Here is a 16,103-nt window from a genome sequence, read left to right as displayed (position 1 = left end):
TTGTAACTTTGCAATCAGAAATGGGAAAGACATTGAGCTACATATTGCTACTTCTTGCCCTGGTGAGTTGCGGCACGGGCATAGAGAGCACCACGGCAGTGAGCGAGAAGCAAGCCCGCAAGGAGCTTGCACAGTACAAGGGCCCCAAGGCGGTGCCCTCGCTGCGGCTTGAGCCCGACTCGGTGGCACACTGGAAAGCGGGCAAGCAGTTTTATGTGACCGACGACCAGGTGCGCCTCATCTTCACGCATAGCGATGCCTACAACCCCGACACGCTGCACCTGGCCGGCCATGTGCTGAGCTATGCCGGCTACGACACCGGCAGTGTGCTCGACAACCGCCACGACGTGACCTTGAAGTTCAGCGACGGCGCGCACACCTACGGCATCGCCACCGGCAAGACGCTGGCTGAGCTGCACAGCGACTACACACTACCCTTCATGATCGACATGGACGTCGTGCGACAGGTGTCGAGCCAGCTGGTCGGGCACGACTACTACATAAAGACGCGGATATGGTACAATCCTGCGACCGAGGAGATGATCGACGGGCGGCAATTCATCAAGGTGCACATCGACAGCGTGCTGCCAGGCAACAAGGTACTGCCGCTGAAAGTGATGTTCACAGCCAGCGACAACCGCGAGCGGGCCATGTTGTGGCTCTCGACAGGAGCGAGCGCGATGCACAGCCGTGACTTCGACAGCATGTTTGCCCGCCAAGACCTGCACTTGAGCTACCCCAACATCTCCGACGAGAACTGGCAACGCATCGTGCACGGCCAGATTGCCCTTGAGATGACCAAGGAGGAGTGCAGGCTGGCGATGGGCAACCCCAGCTCGATCAACCAGTTGCCCGACCAGACGGGGCTCAAGGAGTACTGGTACTACGACGGCGGCCGCTTTCTCTATTTTCAAGACGGGATACTCAAGAAATTCAGGAAATAGATACTGATAAAGACAGATACAGAAACGCTATGTTGGAAATCGAGTTTTTGGGCACTGGCACCAGCTGCGGCGTGCCCTCGATAGGGTGCCACTGTGCAGTGTGCCAGTCGAGCGACCCGCGCGACAAGCGCCTGCGCACATCGGCAATCGTGCGCTACAAGGGCAAGAGCCTGCTCATCGACTGTGGCCCCGACTTCAGGCAGCAGGTGCTGCGCGCATCGAGCCAGGCCCTCGACGCGCTGTTGCTCACCCACATCCACTACGACCACGTGGCCGGCATCGACGACCTGCGCCCCTACAGCTACAAGCACAGTTTTCCGGTCTATGCCCGTCAGGACGTGATCGACCGCTTGCACCTGACCATGCCCTATGCCTTCGGGACCCACCTGTATCCCGGCGTGCCCAAGCTCGACCTCGTGCCCATAGCCGACGGCCCTTTCATGATAGGCAACGTTGCTGTCGAGCCCATACCTGTGATGCACGACAAGCTGCGCATCACAGGCTTCCGCATCGGCCCGCTGGCCTACATCACCGACTGCAAGACACTACCGCCCGCCCAGGTCGAGAGGTTGCACGGCACGCCGCTGCTTGTGATCAACGCCCTGCGCTGGCACAAGCCTCACCACAGCCACCTCAGTATCGAGGAGTCGCTCGAACTCGTGCGGCGCATCGAACCAGGCCGGGCGCTTTTCATTCACATGAGTCACGAGGCCGGTTTCCACAGCGTCACCTGCCAGAAGCTGCCCCGCAATGTGGACCTTGCCTACGACACCCAGATTGTGCGCGTGCCGTGACATGCAGTCGAGTTTCACATCATTTTAAACACAACCGCTAAGCATGATATATCCAAGCAATTTTGAAAACAAGATAGGATTTGACGTGGTGCGCCACGAGATAGCCAAACGCTGCATCAGCCCCATGGGTGTGGCCTGGTGCGAGAAGATGCAATTCTCGTCGCGCCACAACCAGGTGAAGGCCTGGCTCACACAGGTCAACGAGTTTGTGGGCATCATTGAGTCGAAGCGCGAGTTTCCGCTCAACTATTTCTTTGACCTGCGCACCCCGCTCAGGAGCATCGCTGCACCCGGCACATGGATCACCGCCGAGCATCTCTACGACTTGCAGCGCTCGCTGGCCACCATAGCAGGCATCATCGCCTTTTTCAGGCCCGACGACGAGGGCCGCATGAGCTACCCTGCCCTGGCACAGCTCACGGCCGGCATGCAGGCCTTTCCACAGATAAGCGCCGAGGCTCAACGCGTGCTCGACAAGTTTGGCAACATCAAGGACAATGCCTCGCCCCAACTGGCCCAACTGCGCTCGACCTTGAACTCTACCACGGCCAGCATCAACGGCATCATGCGCCGCATCATTGCCCGAGGCCGCCAAGACGGGGTGCTCGACAGCGACACGACCCCCTCGGTGCGCGACGGACGCCTGGTACTGCCCGTATCGCCCATGCACAAGCGCAAGGTGCACGGCATCGTGCACGACGAGAGTGCCAGTGGCAAGACCGTGTTTATCGAGCCCGAAGAGATTGTCGAGGCCAACAACCGCATACGCGAGACCGAGGCCGAGATACAGCGCGAGATCGTGCGCATCCTCACCGCTGTGACCGACCTCATACGCCCCCACATCGAGGAGCTGCTGGCCACCTACTCCACCCTGGGCCTCATCGACTTCATCCGCGCCAAGGCCGCCTTTGCGCGCGACGTCGACGCCCACATGCCCCACATCGAAGAGGCGCCCATGGCCGAGTGGTACCATGCCCAGCATCCCGCACTCTACCTCGCGCTCAAGGAGCAAGGCAAGGCAGTAGTGCCGCTCGATATCGAGCTCAACAAGAAAAATCGCATTATCATCATCTCGGGGCCCAACGCCGGTGGCAAGAGTGTGTGTCTCAAGACGGTAGGCATCGTGCAGTACATGATGCAGTGCGGCGTGCTGCCCACCCTATACGACAACAGCCACATGGGCATCTTCAAGAGCATCTTCATCGACATAGGCGACCAGCAGTCGATCGAAGACGACCTGAGCACCTACAGCAGTCACCTGCACAACATGAAAACCTTCTTGCAGCGCGGCGACAGCAACACGATGATACTCATCGACGAGTTTGGCAGCGGCACCGAGCCACACATAGGCGCGGCCATTGCCCAAGCCATACTCGAGCAACTCAACTACAAGCAGCTCTACGGTGTCGTCACCACCCACTACCAGAACCTCAAGCACTTTGCCGAGGAAACCGACGGTCTGGTCAACGGCGCCATGCTCTACGACCGGCAGCGCATGCAGCCCCTGTTTCAGCTCTCGATAGGCTACCCTGGCAGCTCATTTGCCATCGAGATAGCCCGCAAGATCGGATTGCCGCAGCAAGTCATCGACAAGGCCTCGCAACTGGTGGGCAGCGACTACATCAACATGGACAAGTATCTGCTCGACATCGTGCGCGACCGCCGATACTGGGAAAACAAGCGCTACGACGTGCATCAGAAGGAGAAACGTCTCGACAAGATTGCGGCCGACTACAACGAGCGCCTCGAGAAAATTGCCCAAGAGCACAAACTCATCATCAAGGAAGCCAAAAACGAGGCACAGCAACTGCTCAAGCAGAGCAATGCCGAGATTGAGAAAACCATAAGGCAAATCAAAGAGATGCAGGCCGAAAAAGAAAAAACGCGCGAGGTGCGCCAGCATCTCGACGAGTTCAAGCAGCGGTTGCAGCAAGCCGAAGAGGGTCTCGATGCCGAAGAAATGCGCAAGCTGCAACCCAAGCGCGCCCTGCCACAGCGCCAGCAGCAGCCACGCAAGCCCTCCAACGGCCAAAGCCCGAAAGCCAACAACGACCGCCCGCTGGCGGTGGGCGACAACGTGCAACTCAAGGGCTCGACCACCGTGGGCACCGTGATGAGCCTTGAGGGCAACAGCGCTACCGTGGCCTTTGGCAACATTAAGACCCGCGTCGACATCAAGCACCTGCAACGCACCCTGCGCCAGCCCGCTAAATCGGCACCCAAACCCACCGTGAGCAAGGCGACCAGCGACGAGATACGCAGCCGTCAGCTCAACTTCAAGCCCGATATCGACGTGCGCGGCATGCGCGGCGACGAGGCGGTGCAGGCCATCACCTACTTTATAGACGATGCCATCCAGTTCAACGCCAAGCGTGTGCGCATACTCCACGGCACAGGCACTGGCATACTGCGCACCCTCATCCGGCAGTATCTCAACACCGTGCCTGGTGTGAAAAGCTACCGCGACGAGCACGTGCAGCTGGGCGGCGCAGGCATCACTGTGGTCGACCTGGAGTAGCGCCCTACCGCGCCATGGCAGCCATGGCCTCGAGTGTAGCCTTGTTGATGGCAGCATCCACAGCCTTCTTGCAGCCATACTTGGCCTGCTTGGCGTTGATGTGCAACCCCACCTGGCGCTGCAATGTGTCGATTTGCTTCTTCTGGGCGGCCGTGAGGCCGCTGTAGTACTTGTTCATGGGCAGGTAACTCTTGATATAGGTATACACAGCCTTGCTCAGTGCCTCGGCCGAGCTGGCAGCCTTGACATTGCCAATTGCCCTCACCAGGGCCGATTTCATCAAGTTGAACCCTTCTACACTGGCGAAGTACTGGGTTGCAGCCTCGGGGCGTGGAGTAGAGATAGTTTGAGCCGTTGCAGGAGCAACCAGGCAGGCAACGCCGGCAAGGGCGATAATCATTTTTTTCATTTTTCGTTCATTCCTTTAAAATCGAGGGCAAAGATACCACTAAAAACCACACCAGGCAACACAAGCCCTCGTGCCGGCAACACTCAATAGCCCCAGGGCTCATTCACAAGTATCACGATGTGGCGCCCAGCCGGATAGGAGTTGCGCATGAAGTGCACATAGTTGCATATGCAGTGCTCGGCATTGCAGTTGTGGCAAGCTCCGTCGCGGGTGCATGGTGTGTCGAGCTGCATGCGGGCAGTGTTGATGGGGGCAGCCGTGTGGCGTGCACGCATCAGGGCGGCCTCGACACTGGCAGCCACCTTGTTCATGCCCACCACCATGATCACGCGCTTCGGCCCCCAAGTGATAGCGGCCACGCGGTTGCCGTTGCCGTCAACGTTCACCAGCACGCCGTCCTCGCTCATGGCGTTGACCGAAGTGAGATAGTAATCGCAATCGAAGGCCTTGAGGTAGCACTGCCGCTTCGCTTGCGGAGTTGTAGCCTCGTCGCGGTCGTAGACGGTGTAATGGCCCGATTGCTTCACGGCTTGCGTCAGGCCCATGTCGCGCAGGGTCATCGAGCCGCCCCAGGTCACGGTGCTGCCCTGCGGCATGAGTTGCATCACCTTGTGGATGGCCTCGGCAGCATTTTTGCAAAAATAGCTCTCAAAGTGGCGGCGGGTCAAGTTTTTCATGATCTTCTTGGCCAGCCGTTCGTTTCTTATTTCAGTGGGTGTCATAGTTGAACAAAGGGGGAAATTTTACTTGGCCAAATGACGCTTACTCGTGCCACTGGTCATCGTTGTCGATCTCGCTGTTGAGCATGCGCATCTCCTGTTGCGCATCGTCGTCGTAGTCGAAGTCGCCATCCTCATAGAACACGGCACGCGAGCAGGCGCCGAGCATCCCCGTTGCCGAAAGCAGCAACACGACCAGAACCATATATTTCATCGCTCGTTTCATATTTACAAAATTAGCTGTTTTTATTAGAATAAAAGACTTAAAATGCCAAAATATCCGATTTTCATTTCCAAATAGCCCCAAGCATGTCCATGTTTTGTTTAAATTTTTGTTTTTTAATGATTAAATTTCTTTAATCGCTTGCAATACACATAGTTTCTTCTTACCTTTGCACCCCAATTAGGAAAAGTAGGGAAGCCTTTCATGCTTAACCTGAGTTCAAGACTTTGGATTAGACATCAACAGCTACTACTCCATAAACTTTTATTTAACTCGTTTTAATAATAATTTTTTTTAGTCAGTGATGAGAAAATTCTACGTTTTTGCCTCGCTCTTGCTTGCGGTGAGCGTGGCTACATTTTCAACACAAGCCCTGGCTTCGACATCCCCATTGCAGGCGCCTGCCCGGGTCGAGGCTACCAATTCCAACATGAAGATCCTGACGCTTGCCGAGGCCCAGGCCATCACCTTCAACTGGACCGATGCCGAGGGCGTGAGGCACACAAACAGCATTGCCGACCCGGCCACCGACCCGCGCCACATCGTGGCCCTGCTGCGCGAAATCTTCATCAACAAGAAGGTGCCCGGCATCAAGAAGGTGGGTTACAGCAGCGCCAACGTTGAGTTGCCCGATACTGGAGTTGTTTGTTATACCATCACCGACGCCGCCCTCGACAGCAAGTCGTGGCCAGGTCATTCGCTCACCGACAGGTTCGAAGACAACAATGACATTCGCACGATCTACGATATTCCCACGCCCCTCGAGGTCAAGGATGCTGCTGGCAAAGTGATAGGACACTATGGCGACTACACACCCGACGATGAGGGCTACACCACACTCCTGGTCAAGGTGAAGCGTAATCCAACCGATGCTTCGGCATTTGCTACGACCTATGACGCCCTTGTCAACGGCCTGTCAAGCGACATAGAAGAAGTCGTCTTGCTCACCCAGGGAAAATACTATGCCAAGGGCGACGGCATCGCTAAGACGGGTGCCTTGTACAAAACCAGCGGCACGGCCTCGAGTTTCTACTTCATTTCCAAGGGCAGGGCACGCAGAGTTGCTGACACTGGCCGAACCTGGTCGTTTGCGCCTCACTTCGGCCTCTACGAGGAATATAGCCCCGAAGACGTAAACAGCTCGACCCAGATCACCGACGTTTGGGTGAAGATGAAGAACGGAAACGACTACAAGGTGCAGCACGACTGTGGCAGCGTCATCGATAATAGCCACCAGTTCAACATGGCAGCAACCTATGAGGAACACTCAGTCAACAACATGGTCTTCTTTATCCCCGACAGGCGACTTGAAAATTGGAGCGCGAGAGACAGCTATGGCTCGTTCAACTGCTACAATCCTTCTTATGCTCCGGCTGTGGCCATGCTCAGCATCCCGCTCAAGGCTGCGGGCACGCAAAACGCCAGCGAGAAGAACAAGTGGGACATCACCCTCACCTGGTCGTCGAACCTGAACGCAGCGACGGGCAACGTGATCCCGCAGAAGTTCAATCTCTATATCGTCGACGATGCCGGCAACCGCACCCTGCTCAAGCAGGACTTCGCCGATGCCCCCGACGCCCAGGGCAACTACCACTACACCTACACCGTCGACAAGGAGGAGAAAGGGCGCATCATTCGCTACGTGGTCGAGGGTGCACCGCTTGAGGGTGAGTTCACGCCTGTTGCCTCCAACGAGGATCTGGTCGAGGTGCCCGGTCTCGACCCCAACCAGCGCCTGCAGTTGGGCCTCAACGTGCGCCCCGTGAGCGACTACCGCCTCAACGAGCAGCGCAACGTGTACTGCAACCACCTCGACGTTTCGAACGCCACCGGCACCTACATCACCGAGACCCAACTCACCAAGCCCAACGCCCGCATGGAGCTCTACCGCCACTGGACCGCCACCGACGGCAAAGCCCAAGAGGCGCTTGTGGCCACGATCTACAAGTTTGTCAAAGACGGCGACAAGGGCTACACCTACGCCATGACCCACAGCAACCAGGATCACCTGCAGAAGTCGGCTGTATACGGCCCCAGCGACAACAGCACCCACTTTGTGGTGGCCACGGGCAGCACCGACGGCAAGATCAACTTCGGCAAGCTGGAGGTGTGGGACCAGTTCTCGGCCTCCACGAGCCAGAACCAGCAGCCCGGCCGCTACACCTACGACGTGCGCTACCTGTGGGACGGCATCAAGACCGACAAGGAGGCCAACCCCTACGGGGTGGACTACTTCTACAGCACGGCTGTGCCTGTCGAGGTGTACAAGACCACGGTGGGCGACAACAACCAGACCTTCACCGCCGCGCAGGTCGAGGCCGACCACGTGCTCAATACCATCGACCGCGGCACGCTCGACAGCTCCAAGCCTGCCGTGACCCTGAGCCTGGAGGACGACCGCGACATCAACTACTACAAGGTGTACCGCCTGGAGCTTGACCGCAACGCCTATCCCAGCACCGAGGACAAGCGCGCACAGGACGAGACGGGCTACGCCAACATGAGCGGCAGCGACCGCTACGACGTGTTCGAGAGCGGCAACTTCCTCAACACGGTGAACACGGCCGACGGGGCCAAGATTGCCGACGAGACCGCCATGCAAGCGAGCGACGCCAGCACCTATGCCCGCCGCATGGTGCCCGTGATATGGACCAACCGCTACAGCCTCGACGGCACGCTCGACGCCACGGCCCAGAACACCTACGGCGCCCCCATCGTGACGGTGCAGCGCGTGGGCGTGACAGCCAAACTTGCCGACGGCAGCAGCGTCGAGACGAGCAACTTCGCATTCAGCCACAACGGCGTCACGGGCCGCTACTACAAGGTGCCGCTGAGCCTGCAAGCCATTGTGCCCTCAACGCTGCGCCCGGTGAAATACCGCATTTGGCGCTCCACGCCCGACGACGTGGCCATGGAGGGAACCGATGTGGCAGCCTACCAGAAGCGTCTTGACCAAAAGGGCCACCCGCTCACGGTCAACGTCGACGAGAACGGCAACATGAGCTTCGACGCCAGCAACGCGGGCGAGACCCTTCAGACGGCCATCAGTGAGACCGAAGACGGCCAGCAAAAGGTGTGGATACCCATTGCCGACTACTTCGGCGCCCGCAGCGTGAAGGAAAACGACGGCTTCGACAACTTCGACGTGACCTACTATGTGCGCATCTACTGCGTGCCCGCCACCACTACGGCCGCCAAGGCTGCCGTGGCGAGCGCCGATGCCACTGCCACACCCTACTATGTGGCCGAGGCACAGCTCACGGTGCCCGTGGTGGGCAGCAACGTGGTGACGAGCGTGACCAGTGTCGACGCCTCGAGCCAGGCGCAGAGCGTGGTGTACTACAGCACCACGGGCCAGGTGAGCAATGTGCCCTTTGCCGGCGTGAACATCAAGGTCACCACCTACAACGACGGCCACAAGACCGTGAAGAAACTCATTGTGAAGTAACCGCCGCAGCACACTCACACATATCACCCACACAAGCATGCGCTCGCCCCCACAGGCGGGCGCATTGTGTTTCACATTGCAGCCGCACCCATACATTACATCGTTAGCGGTTTTCGTGTTTTCAGTGTTTGATGCATTGCAGGCAGTCGGCTACTCCTGCACAGGGCACCACGTGAGCTTGAAGTAAATCTTAAATCTTGTTTATTATTTTGTATTGCGCCCGTCAAGCACTATCTTTGTGAGTTAATAAACGACAATAGGTGAAACCAATCAAAAATATCGCCATTCTGGGGAGCACTGGTTCGATAGGGCGACAGACGCTCGACATCGTTGCCGAATACCCCCACTTATTTAAAGCATGGCTCCTGGTAGCCAACAATAGCGCCGACTTGCTCATCGAGCAAGCCTTGAAATTCAAACCTCACGCAGTGGTTATTGCCAACGAGACCTTGTATGACAAGGTAAAATCAGCCTTGACCCCTCGCGGCATCGAGGTTATGGCCGGTAGCAAGGCCATTGCCGAAGCCGCAGCCGAGCCACCGGTCGACATTGTGGTCACAGCCATGGTGGGCTACAGCGGCCTTGAGCCCACAATCAAGGCCATAGAGGCAGGCAAAGACATAGCGCTGGCCAACAAAGAGACACTTGTGGTGGCGGGCGACCTCATCACCAAGCTTGTAGCCCGGTCGCAATCGCACCTGTACCCCGTCGACTCGGAGCACGGAGCCTTCTACCAGTGCCTGGTGGGCGAACAGCGCGACAGCGTGAGCAAGCTCATACTCACGGCCTCGGGTGGCCCGTTCCGCACATGGCCACGCGAGCGGCTGGCCACAGCCACGGTGCAGGATGCTCTCAACCACCCCAACTGGAGCATGGGCAGCAAGATCACCATCGACAGTGCCACAATGATGAACAAGGGCTTTGAGATGATCGAGGCCAAGTGGCTCTACGGCGTGTCGCAGCACGACATAGAGATTGTGGTGCATCCGCAGTCGATTGTGCACTCGATGGTAGAGTTTGTAGACGGCAGCATCAAGGCCCAACTGGGCCTGCCCGACATGCACCTGCCCATACGCTACGCGCTGGGGCTGCCTGGTCGGCTGCCCAGCGACTGCCGTAAGATGACGGTCGACGACTACTGCTCGCTCACCTTTGAGCGGCCCGACTACGACAAATTCCCGCTGCTGACTACAGCCTACAAGGCTGCCGACCGAGGGGGCAACGTGCCCTGCGTGATGAACGCAGCCAACGAGATAGCCGTGGCACAATTTTTGCACGGCAACATCAAGTTCAACGACATCTACAACATTATCGAGAAGACGATGGCATGGGCGCCCTATATCGAGCAGCCCACCTATGAGGACTATGTGGCCACCAACGCCGAAGCCCGCCGCTATGCGTCGACACTCATTTAGAAACAGCTTTTATTACGAAATTTAATGGATTTATTACTCAGCACCAACTTTCTTCACAATCTTGTCACCACATTTGGCAGCCAGACGTTCTGGATCAAGGCACTTGAGCTGATACTCTCACTGAGTATCCTGGTATTCATTCACGAGCTGGGACACTACATGTGGGCACGCATATTTGGCATCAAGGTCAACAAGTTTTACCTCTTTTTCAACCCCTCGCTCACGCTGTGGAAGTGGAAACCCAAAAACCACAAGCACGCCTTCATGGTAAGAGCCAGCAACGCGAAAATCACCGACGAGGAGGGCAACGAGTATGAAGACGAGGACGAGAAAGAAGATGCCAAGCTGCCCAGCAACTACAAGGCCACATGGCGCGACACCGAGTATGGTCTGGGCTGGCTGCCCCTGGGCGGCTACTGCGCCATCGACGGCATGGTCGACGAGACGCAGAGCGCCGAGAAGCTGAAACGCCCGGTCAAGGATTTCGAGTTCAGATCGAAGCCTGCTTGGAAACGGCTCATGGTGATGATAGGCGGTGTGCTCAACAACTTCTTGCTGGCACTGGTCATCTATGCCGGCATCGTGCTGGCCTATGGCGAGGAGTTCATACCCATGCAAAATGCAACCTCGGGCTATGAGTTCAGCCCGAGCGCCCACAAGATAGGCTTTGTCGACGGCGACATTCCCCTCAGTGCCGATGGAAAGAAGCTCGAGTTTCTCGACGGCAAGGCCATGCAGGCCATGGTCGAGGCCAAGCAGGTGCAAGTGCTGCGCAACGGCAGCGACACCGTTGTTATAAACATCCCCGACAAGTATCTCTTCACAGTGAACAAGGAAATGGAAGACGGGCGCAACTTCATCATGCTGCGCACGCCCGTTGTCGTCGACAAGACCATGCCCAACATGGGCGCCGAGAAAGCACACCTGCGGCACGGCGACCACCTGATTGCCGTGAACGGTGTGGCTACCCCGTCGTTCAACGTGTTTACCGCTCAGCTGCTGGCCAACAAGGGCAAGACGGTGCCCCTCACGGTAGTGCGTAACGCCGACACCGTTACTGTCGACGCCCCTGTCGACAACGCTGGCAAGCTGGGCTTCCAGCTTGCCAACCCCATAACGTTCTACAAGACCATCACTAAGCACTACAACATTGTCGAGTGCGTGCCACGGGGCATCAAGCTGGGTGTGGACCAGATGGTGAGCTACGTGAAGTCGCTGCGACTCATTTTCACCAAGGAAGGTGCCCAGTCGCTGGGCAGCTTCGGCGCCATAGGCAACCTGTTTCCCGAGAAATGGGACTGGCAATACTTCTGGAGCATCACCGCCTTCTTGAGCATCATTTTGGCAGTGATGAACATCCTGCCCATTCCAATCCTCGACGGCGGCTATGTGCTGTTTTTGCTCGTAGAAATCATCTTCCGCAAGAAGCCAAGCATGAAATTTATGAATGTAGCGCTGCGCATAGGGCTGTGGTTCATCATCCTGCTCATGGCCTACGCCATAGGCAACGATGTGTATCGCTTTCTCATCAAGTAGAAACAATAATGGTGCACACATTTTTTTGAACCTGTAGTATAAATACAAAGTGACATGATATACAAGCGAGTAATACTGAAACGCGGCAAGGAGGAATCGGTCAAGCGGTTTCACCCTTGGATATTCTCGGGTGCCATCGCACGTGCCGACAAGATGGAAGAGGGCGACCTGGTCACCGTGTACACTCACGACGGTGCCTTGCTGGGCAACGGCCACTTCCAGATAGGGAGCATTGCCGTGCGGTTGCTCACCTTTGACGACACCGAGATCGATGAGCAATTCTACGTAAAGCGGCTCACGGCTGCCTATGGCCTGCGCAAGGCACTGGGCCTGATGCGCGACGACAACAACGCCTTCCGCCTCGTGCATGGCGAGGGCGACTTTCTGCCCGGCCTGGTCATTGACATCTACGGCCACACAGCCGTGATGCAGGCCCACTCACCCGGCATGCACTTTGCCCGCAACATCATTGCCCAGGCGCTCACCGAGCTGCCAGGCAACCTGGTGCACAACGTGTACTACAAGAGCGAGACCACCCTGCCCTACAAGGCACAGCTCGACCCGCAGAACGACTACATCGTGGGTAGTTACGACACCGATGTGGCCATCGAAAACGGCCTCAAGTTTCACGTCGACTGGCTCAAGGGGCAAAAAACGGGGTTCTTTGTCGACCAGCGGGAGAACCGCCGTCTGCTCGAGCACTACGCTGCAGGGCGCAGGGTGCTCAACATGTTCTGCTACACGGGTGGCTTCTCGTTCTATGCCCTGCGCGGCGGAGCCACGCTCGTGCACTCGGTCGACAGTTCGGCCAAGGCCATATCGCTCACCAATGCCAATGTAGCGCTCAACTTCCCCGATTGCGACCGCCACAAGGCTGTGGCCGAAGATGCCTTCAAGTATCTCGACGAGATGCACAAAGGCGACTACGACCTCATCGTGCTCGATCCGCCGGCATTTGCCAAGCACAAGAGCGCGCTGCGCAACGCCCTCATAGGCTATCGCAAGCTCAATGCCAAGGCCTTGGAAAAAATTGAGACAGGAGGCATCTTGTTCACCTTCTCCTGCTCGCAGGCTGTCAACAAGGAGCAATTCCGCCTGGCTGTATTCAGCGCAGCCGCCCAGACGCGCCGCAAGGTGCGCATTCTGCACCAGCTCACCCAGCCGGCCGACCACCCCATAAGCATCTATCACCCCGAGGGCGAGTACCTGAAGGGGCTGGTCCTCTATGTGGAATAGCAGCGGCCATGCAGTGAATGTGTCCACACAACTCACAATCGACATAACTTAAACCCAACACAATGAAAAAAACGCTTATTGCCGCCACCATTGTGGCGCTGTCAACAACAAGTAGCATTACGATGGCACAAAATCAAAACTTCGACTACAAGGTCGACCGTTTTGCCGACGTAGAGGTGCTGCGCTACCAGGTTCCAGGCTTCGACGACCTGTCGCTCAAGCAGAAGACGCTCGTCTATTACCTCACCCAGGCCGCCCTGCTGGGACGCGACATCCTCACCGACCAAAACTGCAAGTACAACCTGCAGGTGCGTTCAACGCTCGAAAGCATCTACCGCAACTATAAGGGCGACAAAACCACGAGCGACTACAAGAACTTTGTCGTCTACCTGAAGCAAGTGTGGTTTGCCAACGGCATACACCACCACTACTCGATGGACAAATTCAAGCCTGCTTTTTCGCAAGCCTTCTTCGACAAGCAGGCAAGGGCACTGCCAGCCTCGCAGCTGCCTCTGGCCAAAGGGCAGACCAAAGCCAGTTTCATCAAGCTCATGGACAAGGTGATATTTGACCCCACATTCATGGCAAAGCGTGTGAACCTGGCCGACGGTCAAGACTTGATAGTAACATCGGCCAACAATCTCTACGAGGGTGTGACACAACGAGAAGTGGAAGCCTACTACAAGTCAATAAAAGACACAACCGATGCCCACCCTATCTCCTACGGGCTCAACACCAAAGTGGTGAAGGAAAACGGCAAAGTCGTGGAGAAGCCCTATAAAGTGGGAGGACTCTACTCGGCCGCTATCACCAAGATTGTCGACAATCTGAAAAAAGCATCGGCCTATGCCGAAAACGACGCCCAAAAGGCCTACATCGACAAGCTCATCGAGTTCTACACCACAGGCTCGCTCAAGACCTTCGACGAGTACTCTATCATGTGGGCGCAAGAGACCAAGAGCGACGTCGACTTTATCAACGGTTTCATCGAGAACTACGGCGACCCCTTGTCGATGACCGGCTCGTGGGAAGGCATGGTGCAATTCCGCAACAAGGCTGCCTCCAAGCGCACGGGCCTCATCAGCGCCAACGCCCAATACTTTGAAAACGCCTCGCCTGTCGACCCGCGCTTCAAGAAGGAAAACGTGCAGGGCGTGAGCGCCAAAGTCATCACAGCAGCCATCTTGGGTGGCGACAGCTACCCCTCCACCCCCATAGGCATCAACCTGCCCAACAGCAACTGGATACGCGCTGCCTATGGCTCCAAGTCGGTCACCATCGAGAACATCACCGATGCCTACGACGAGAGCAGCAAGGGAAGCGGCACCGTCGAGGAGTTTGCCTACAGCCCAGTTGAGGTGAATCTCATGAAGAAATATCTCACCCTGGCCGACAAGCTCCACACCGACATGCACGAGTGCCTGGGACACGCCTCGGGCAAGTTGCTGCCGGGCGTCGATGCCGGCCAGCTCAAGAATTACCGCTCCACCCTTGAGGAAGGCCGCGCCGACCTCTTCGCCCTCTACCACATGGCCGACCCCAAGCTACTGGAACTGGGCATCTTCACCGACAGCGACACCTACAAGGCCGAATACTACAACTACATCCTCAACGGCCTCATGCTGCAGCTGCGCCGCATCGAGCCAGGCAAGAACATCGAGGAGGCTCACATGCGCAACCGCATGTTTGTGAGCAGGTGGTGCTATGAGCGCGGCAAAAGCGACAACGTGATAGAGATGGTGAAGCGCGACGGCAAGACCTATATCAAAATCAACGACTACGCCAAGCTGCGCAACCTGTTTGGCCAACTGCTGGCCGAAGTGCAGCGCATTAAGTCGACCGGCGACTACGAGGCTGGACGATCGCTGGTAGAAAACTACGGTGTAAAAGTAGACCCCGAGCTTCACAAGGAAGTGCTTGCCCGCTATGCCAAGCTCAACCTGGCGCCCTACAAGGGTTTTGTCAATCCTGTGTACACTGCTACCTTCGATGCCAAGGGCAACGTGACCGACGTGAAGGTGGCCTACAACGAGGGCTACACCCAGCAGATGCTGCGCTACAGCCGCGACTACTCGCCGCTCACCAAGTAAAAACCATAGCAACAACTACTGCCACGCCATGGCAGGGCTACTCAAGCCCCCGTGGCGTGGCAGTATTTTATGTGTAAAATGCAGCTTGGTCTCTGCATTTATCTCTCACTCTATGTCAAAATAATATCTTAATCTTCATTTTTTCTATATTTGCTGACTAATAAGACCGTAAAAAATTATGAAAAAATTGGGCTAAGGATTGGGAGAATGTAAATTAATCTTTATTTTTGTAAAAAGAAACGACCTGCTGTGCAACCAACATGGCAGAACATGATTAATCGACAACCAAATACATTGAAAATGAAGAAACTATCTATCCTGCTTCTTTTTGCCATTATGGCTATATTCCAAGCCCAAGCTACAACCGAGGAAATCAATTTTGCTCTTGAGGGCCTTCGTGGTACTGTACAAGAATTTACATCAAAGTCCAATCACTTCTACATGACATTTGTTTCGACTACATATTCCTATTCAGACAAAGCCCTTAGAATAAACGGTTCTGTAAAAATCACATCGAGGGTTGGACCAATTTCAAAAATAGTTTTCACTTTTGTCGAAGGTCATGCACCAACATCGCAGAACTGTGTGATCACATTAGAATCTCAATCTTCTTACACGAAAACAACCGATATACAAGCAACTACACTTACATGGGCTGGCTTTGCAACGATTATTAAAATTGACAAAAACCCATCTTCCTCCCAATCCCCATACACCTGGTATCTTAAAAAGATGGAAATCACCTATGGGGAAACTGAAGTTGCCGCTCCC

General features: G+C 56.2%; 12 protein-coding genes (1 of these 12 cut by a window edge). 9 read left to right on the top strand and 3 right to left on the bottom strand.

What is annotated here, in order from left to right; translation table 11 throughout:
• Positions 1 to 20 precede the first annotated feature (20 nt).
• From GF423_RS13335 to GF423_RS13325, 3 genes are read left to right on the top strand one after another with little or no spacing between them, the layout of a single operon-like run.
• Positions 21 to 944 carry a hypothetical protein gene (locus GF423_RS13335; protein ID WP_154328815.1) on the top strand — a complete coding sequence of 308 codons (924 nt, stop codon included), beginning with the start codon at positions 21 to 23 and terminating at the stop codon, positions 942 to 944.
• Positions 945 to 973: 29 nt separating this feature from the next.
• The gene (locus tag GF423_RS13330; protein ID WP_317162467.1) at positions 974 to 1,738 is read left to right on the top strand and encodes an MBL fold metallo-hydrolase; all 765 of its coding nucleotides are present in this window, start codon (positions 974 to 976) and stop codon (positions 1,736 to 1,738) included.
• A 43-nt stretch (positions 1,739 to 1,781) separates the two neighbouring features.
• Complete coding sequence (locus GF423_RS13325) at positions 1,782 to 4,256, top strand: endonuclease MutS2 (RefSeq protein ID WP_154328814.1); 2,475 nt, start codon at positions 1,782 to 1,784, stop codon at positions 4,254 to 4,256.
• 4 nt (positions 4,257 to 4,260) lie between these two features.
• Here the strand turns inward: GF423_RS13325 and GF423_RS13320 are convergent, their stop codons facing one another.
• From GF423_RS13320 to GF423_RS13310, 3 genes are all read right to left on the bottom strand, one after another.
• Positions 4,261 to 4,665, bottom strand: a complete 405-nt coding sequence (locus tag GF423_RS13320; RefSeq protein WP_154328813.1) for a hypothetical protein — start codon at positions 4,663 to 4,665, stop codon at positions 4,261 to 4,263.
• A gap of 83 nt (positions 4,666 to 4,748) precedes the next feature.
• Positions 4,749 to 5,387: a lactate utilization protein gene (locus GF423_RS13315; RefSeq protein ID WP_154328812.1), complete on the bottom strand. Its 639-nt coding sequence runs from the start codon at positions 5,385 to 5,387 to the stop codon at positions 4,749 to 4,751.
• 40 nt (positions 5,388 to 5,427) lie between these two features.
• Positions 5,428 to 5,598 carry a hypothetical protein gene (locus tag GF423_RS13310; protein WP_154328811.1) on the bottom strand — a complete coding sequence of 57 codons (171 nt, stop codon included), beginning with the start codon at positions 5,596 to 5,598 and terminating at the stop codon, positions 5,428 to 5,430.
• Between the two features lie 313 nt (positions 5,599 to 5,911).
• On the opposite strand from GF423_RS13310, the gene GF423_RS13305 reads away from it, so the two are divergent.
• The 6 genes from GF423_RS13305 to GF423_RS13280 form a co-directional block, all read left to right on the top strand.
• A complete protein-coding gene (locus tag GF423_RS13305; RefSeq protein ID WP_154328810.1) occupies positions 5,912 to 9,055 on the top strand; it encodes a hypothetical protein in 3,144 nt (1,047 codons plus the stop codon).
• Between the two features lie 260 nt (positions 9,056 to 9,315).
• A complete protein-coding gene (locus GF423_RS13300) occupies positions 9,316 to 10,470 on the top strand; it encodes a 1-deoxy-D-xylulose-5-phosphate reductoisomerase (RefSeq protein ID WP_154328809.1) in 1,155 nt (384 codons plus the stop codon).
• 24 nt (positions 10,471 to 10,494) lie between these two features.
• Complete coding sequence (gene rseP / locus GF423_RS13295) at positions 10,495 to 12,006, top strand: RIP metalloprotease RseP (protein ID WP_154328808.1); 1,512 nt, start codon at positions 10,495 to 10,497, stop codon at positions 12,004 to 12,006.
• A 54-nt stretch (positions 12,007 to 12,060) separates the two neighbouring features.
• Complete coding sequence (locus tag GF423_RS13290) at positions 12,061 to 13,242, top strand: class I SAM-dependent rRNA methyltransferase (protein WP_154538289.1); 1,182 nt, start codon at positions 12,061 to 12,063, stop codon at positions 13,240 to 13,242.
• Between the two features lie 62 nt (positions 13,243 to 13,304).
• Entirely contained in the window at positions 13,305 to 15,332 is a 2,028-nt protein-coding gene (locus tag GF423_RS13285) for a dipeptidyl-peptidase 3 family protein (protein WP_154328807.1), read from the top strand.
• A gap of 732 nt (positions 15,333 to 16,064) precedes the next feature.
• Positions 16,065 to 16,103 carry the start of a chitobiase/beta-hexosaminidase C-terminal domain-containing protein gene (locus tag GF423_RS13280; protein WP_206113285.1) on the top strand. 1,209 nt of this gene lie beyond the right edge of the window, so the window shows 39 of its 1,248 coding nt (coding positions 1-39); it begins with the start codon at positions 16,065 to 16,067; its stop codon lies off the right edge, out of view.

The sequence above is a fragment of the Sodaliphilus pleomorphus genome, from assembly GCF_009676955.1.
In the GTDB taxonomy this organism is placed as follows: Bacteria; Bacteroidota; Bacteroidia; order Bacteroidales; family Muribaculaceae; genus Sodaliphilus; species Sodaliphilus pleomorphus.
The sequence above is the reverse complement of the archived record's forward strand: the minus strand, read 5'-3'. Positions and strand labels throughout refer to the sequence as shown.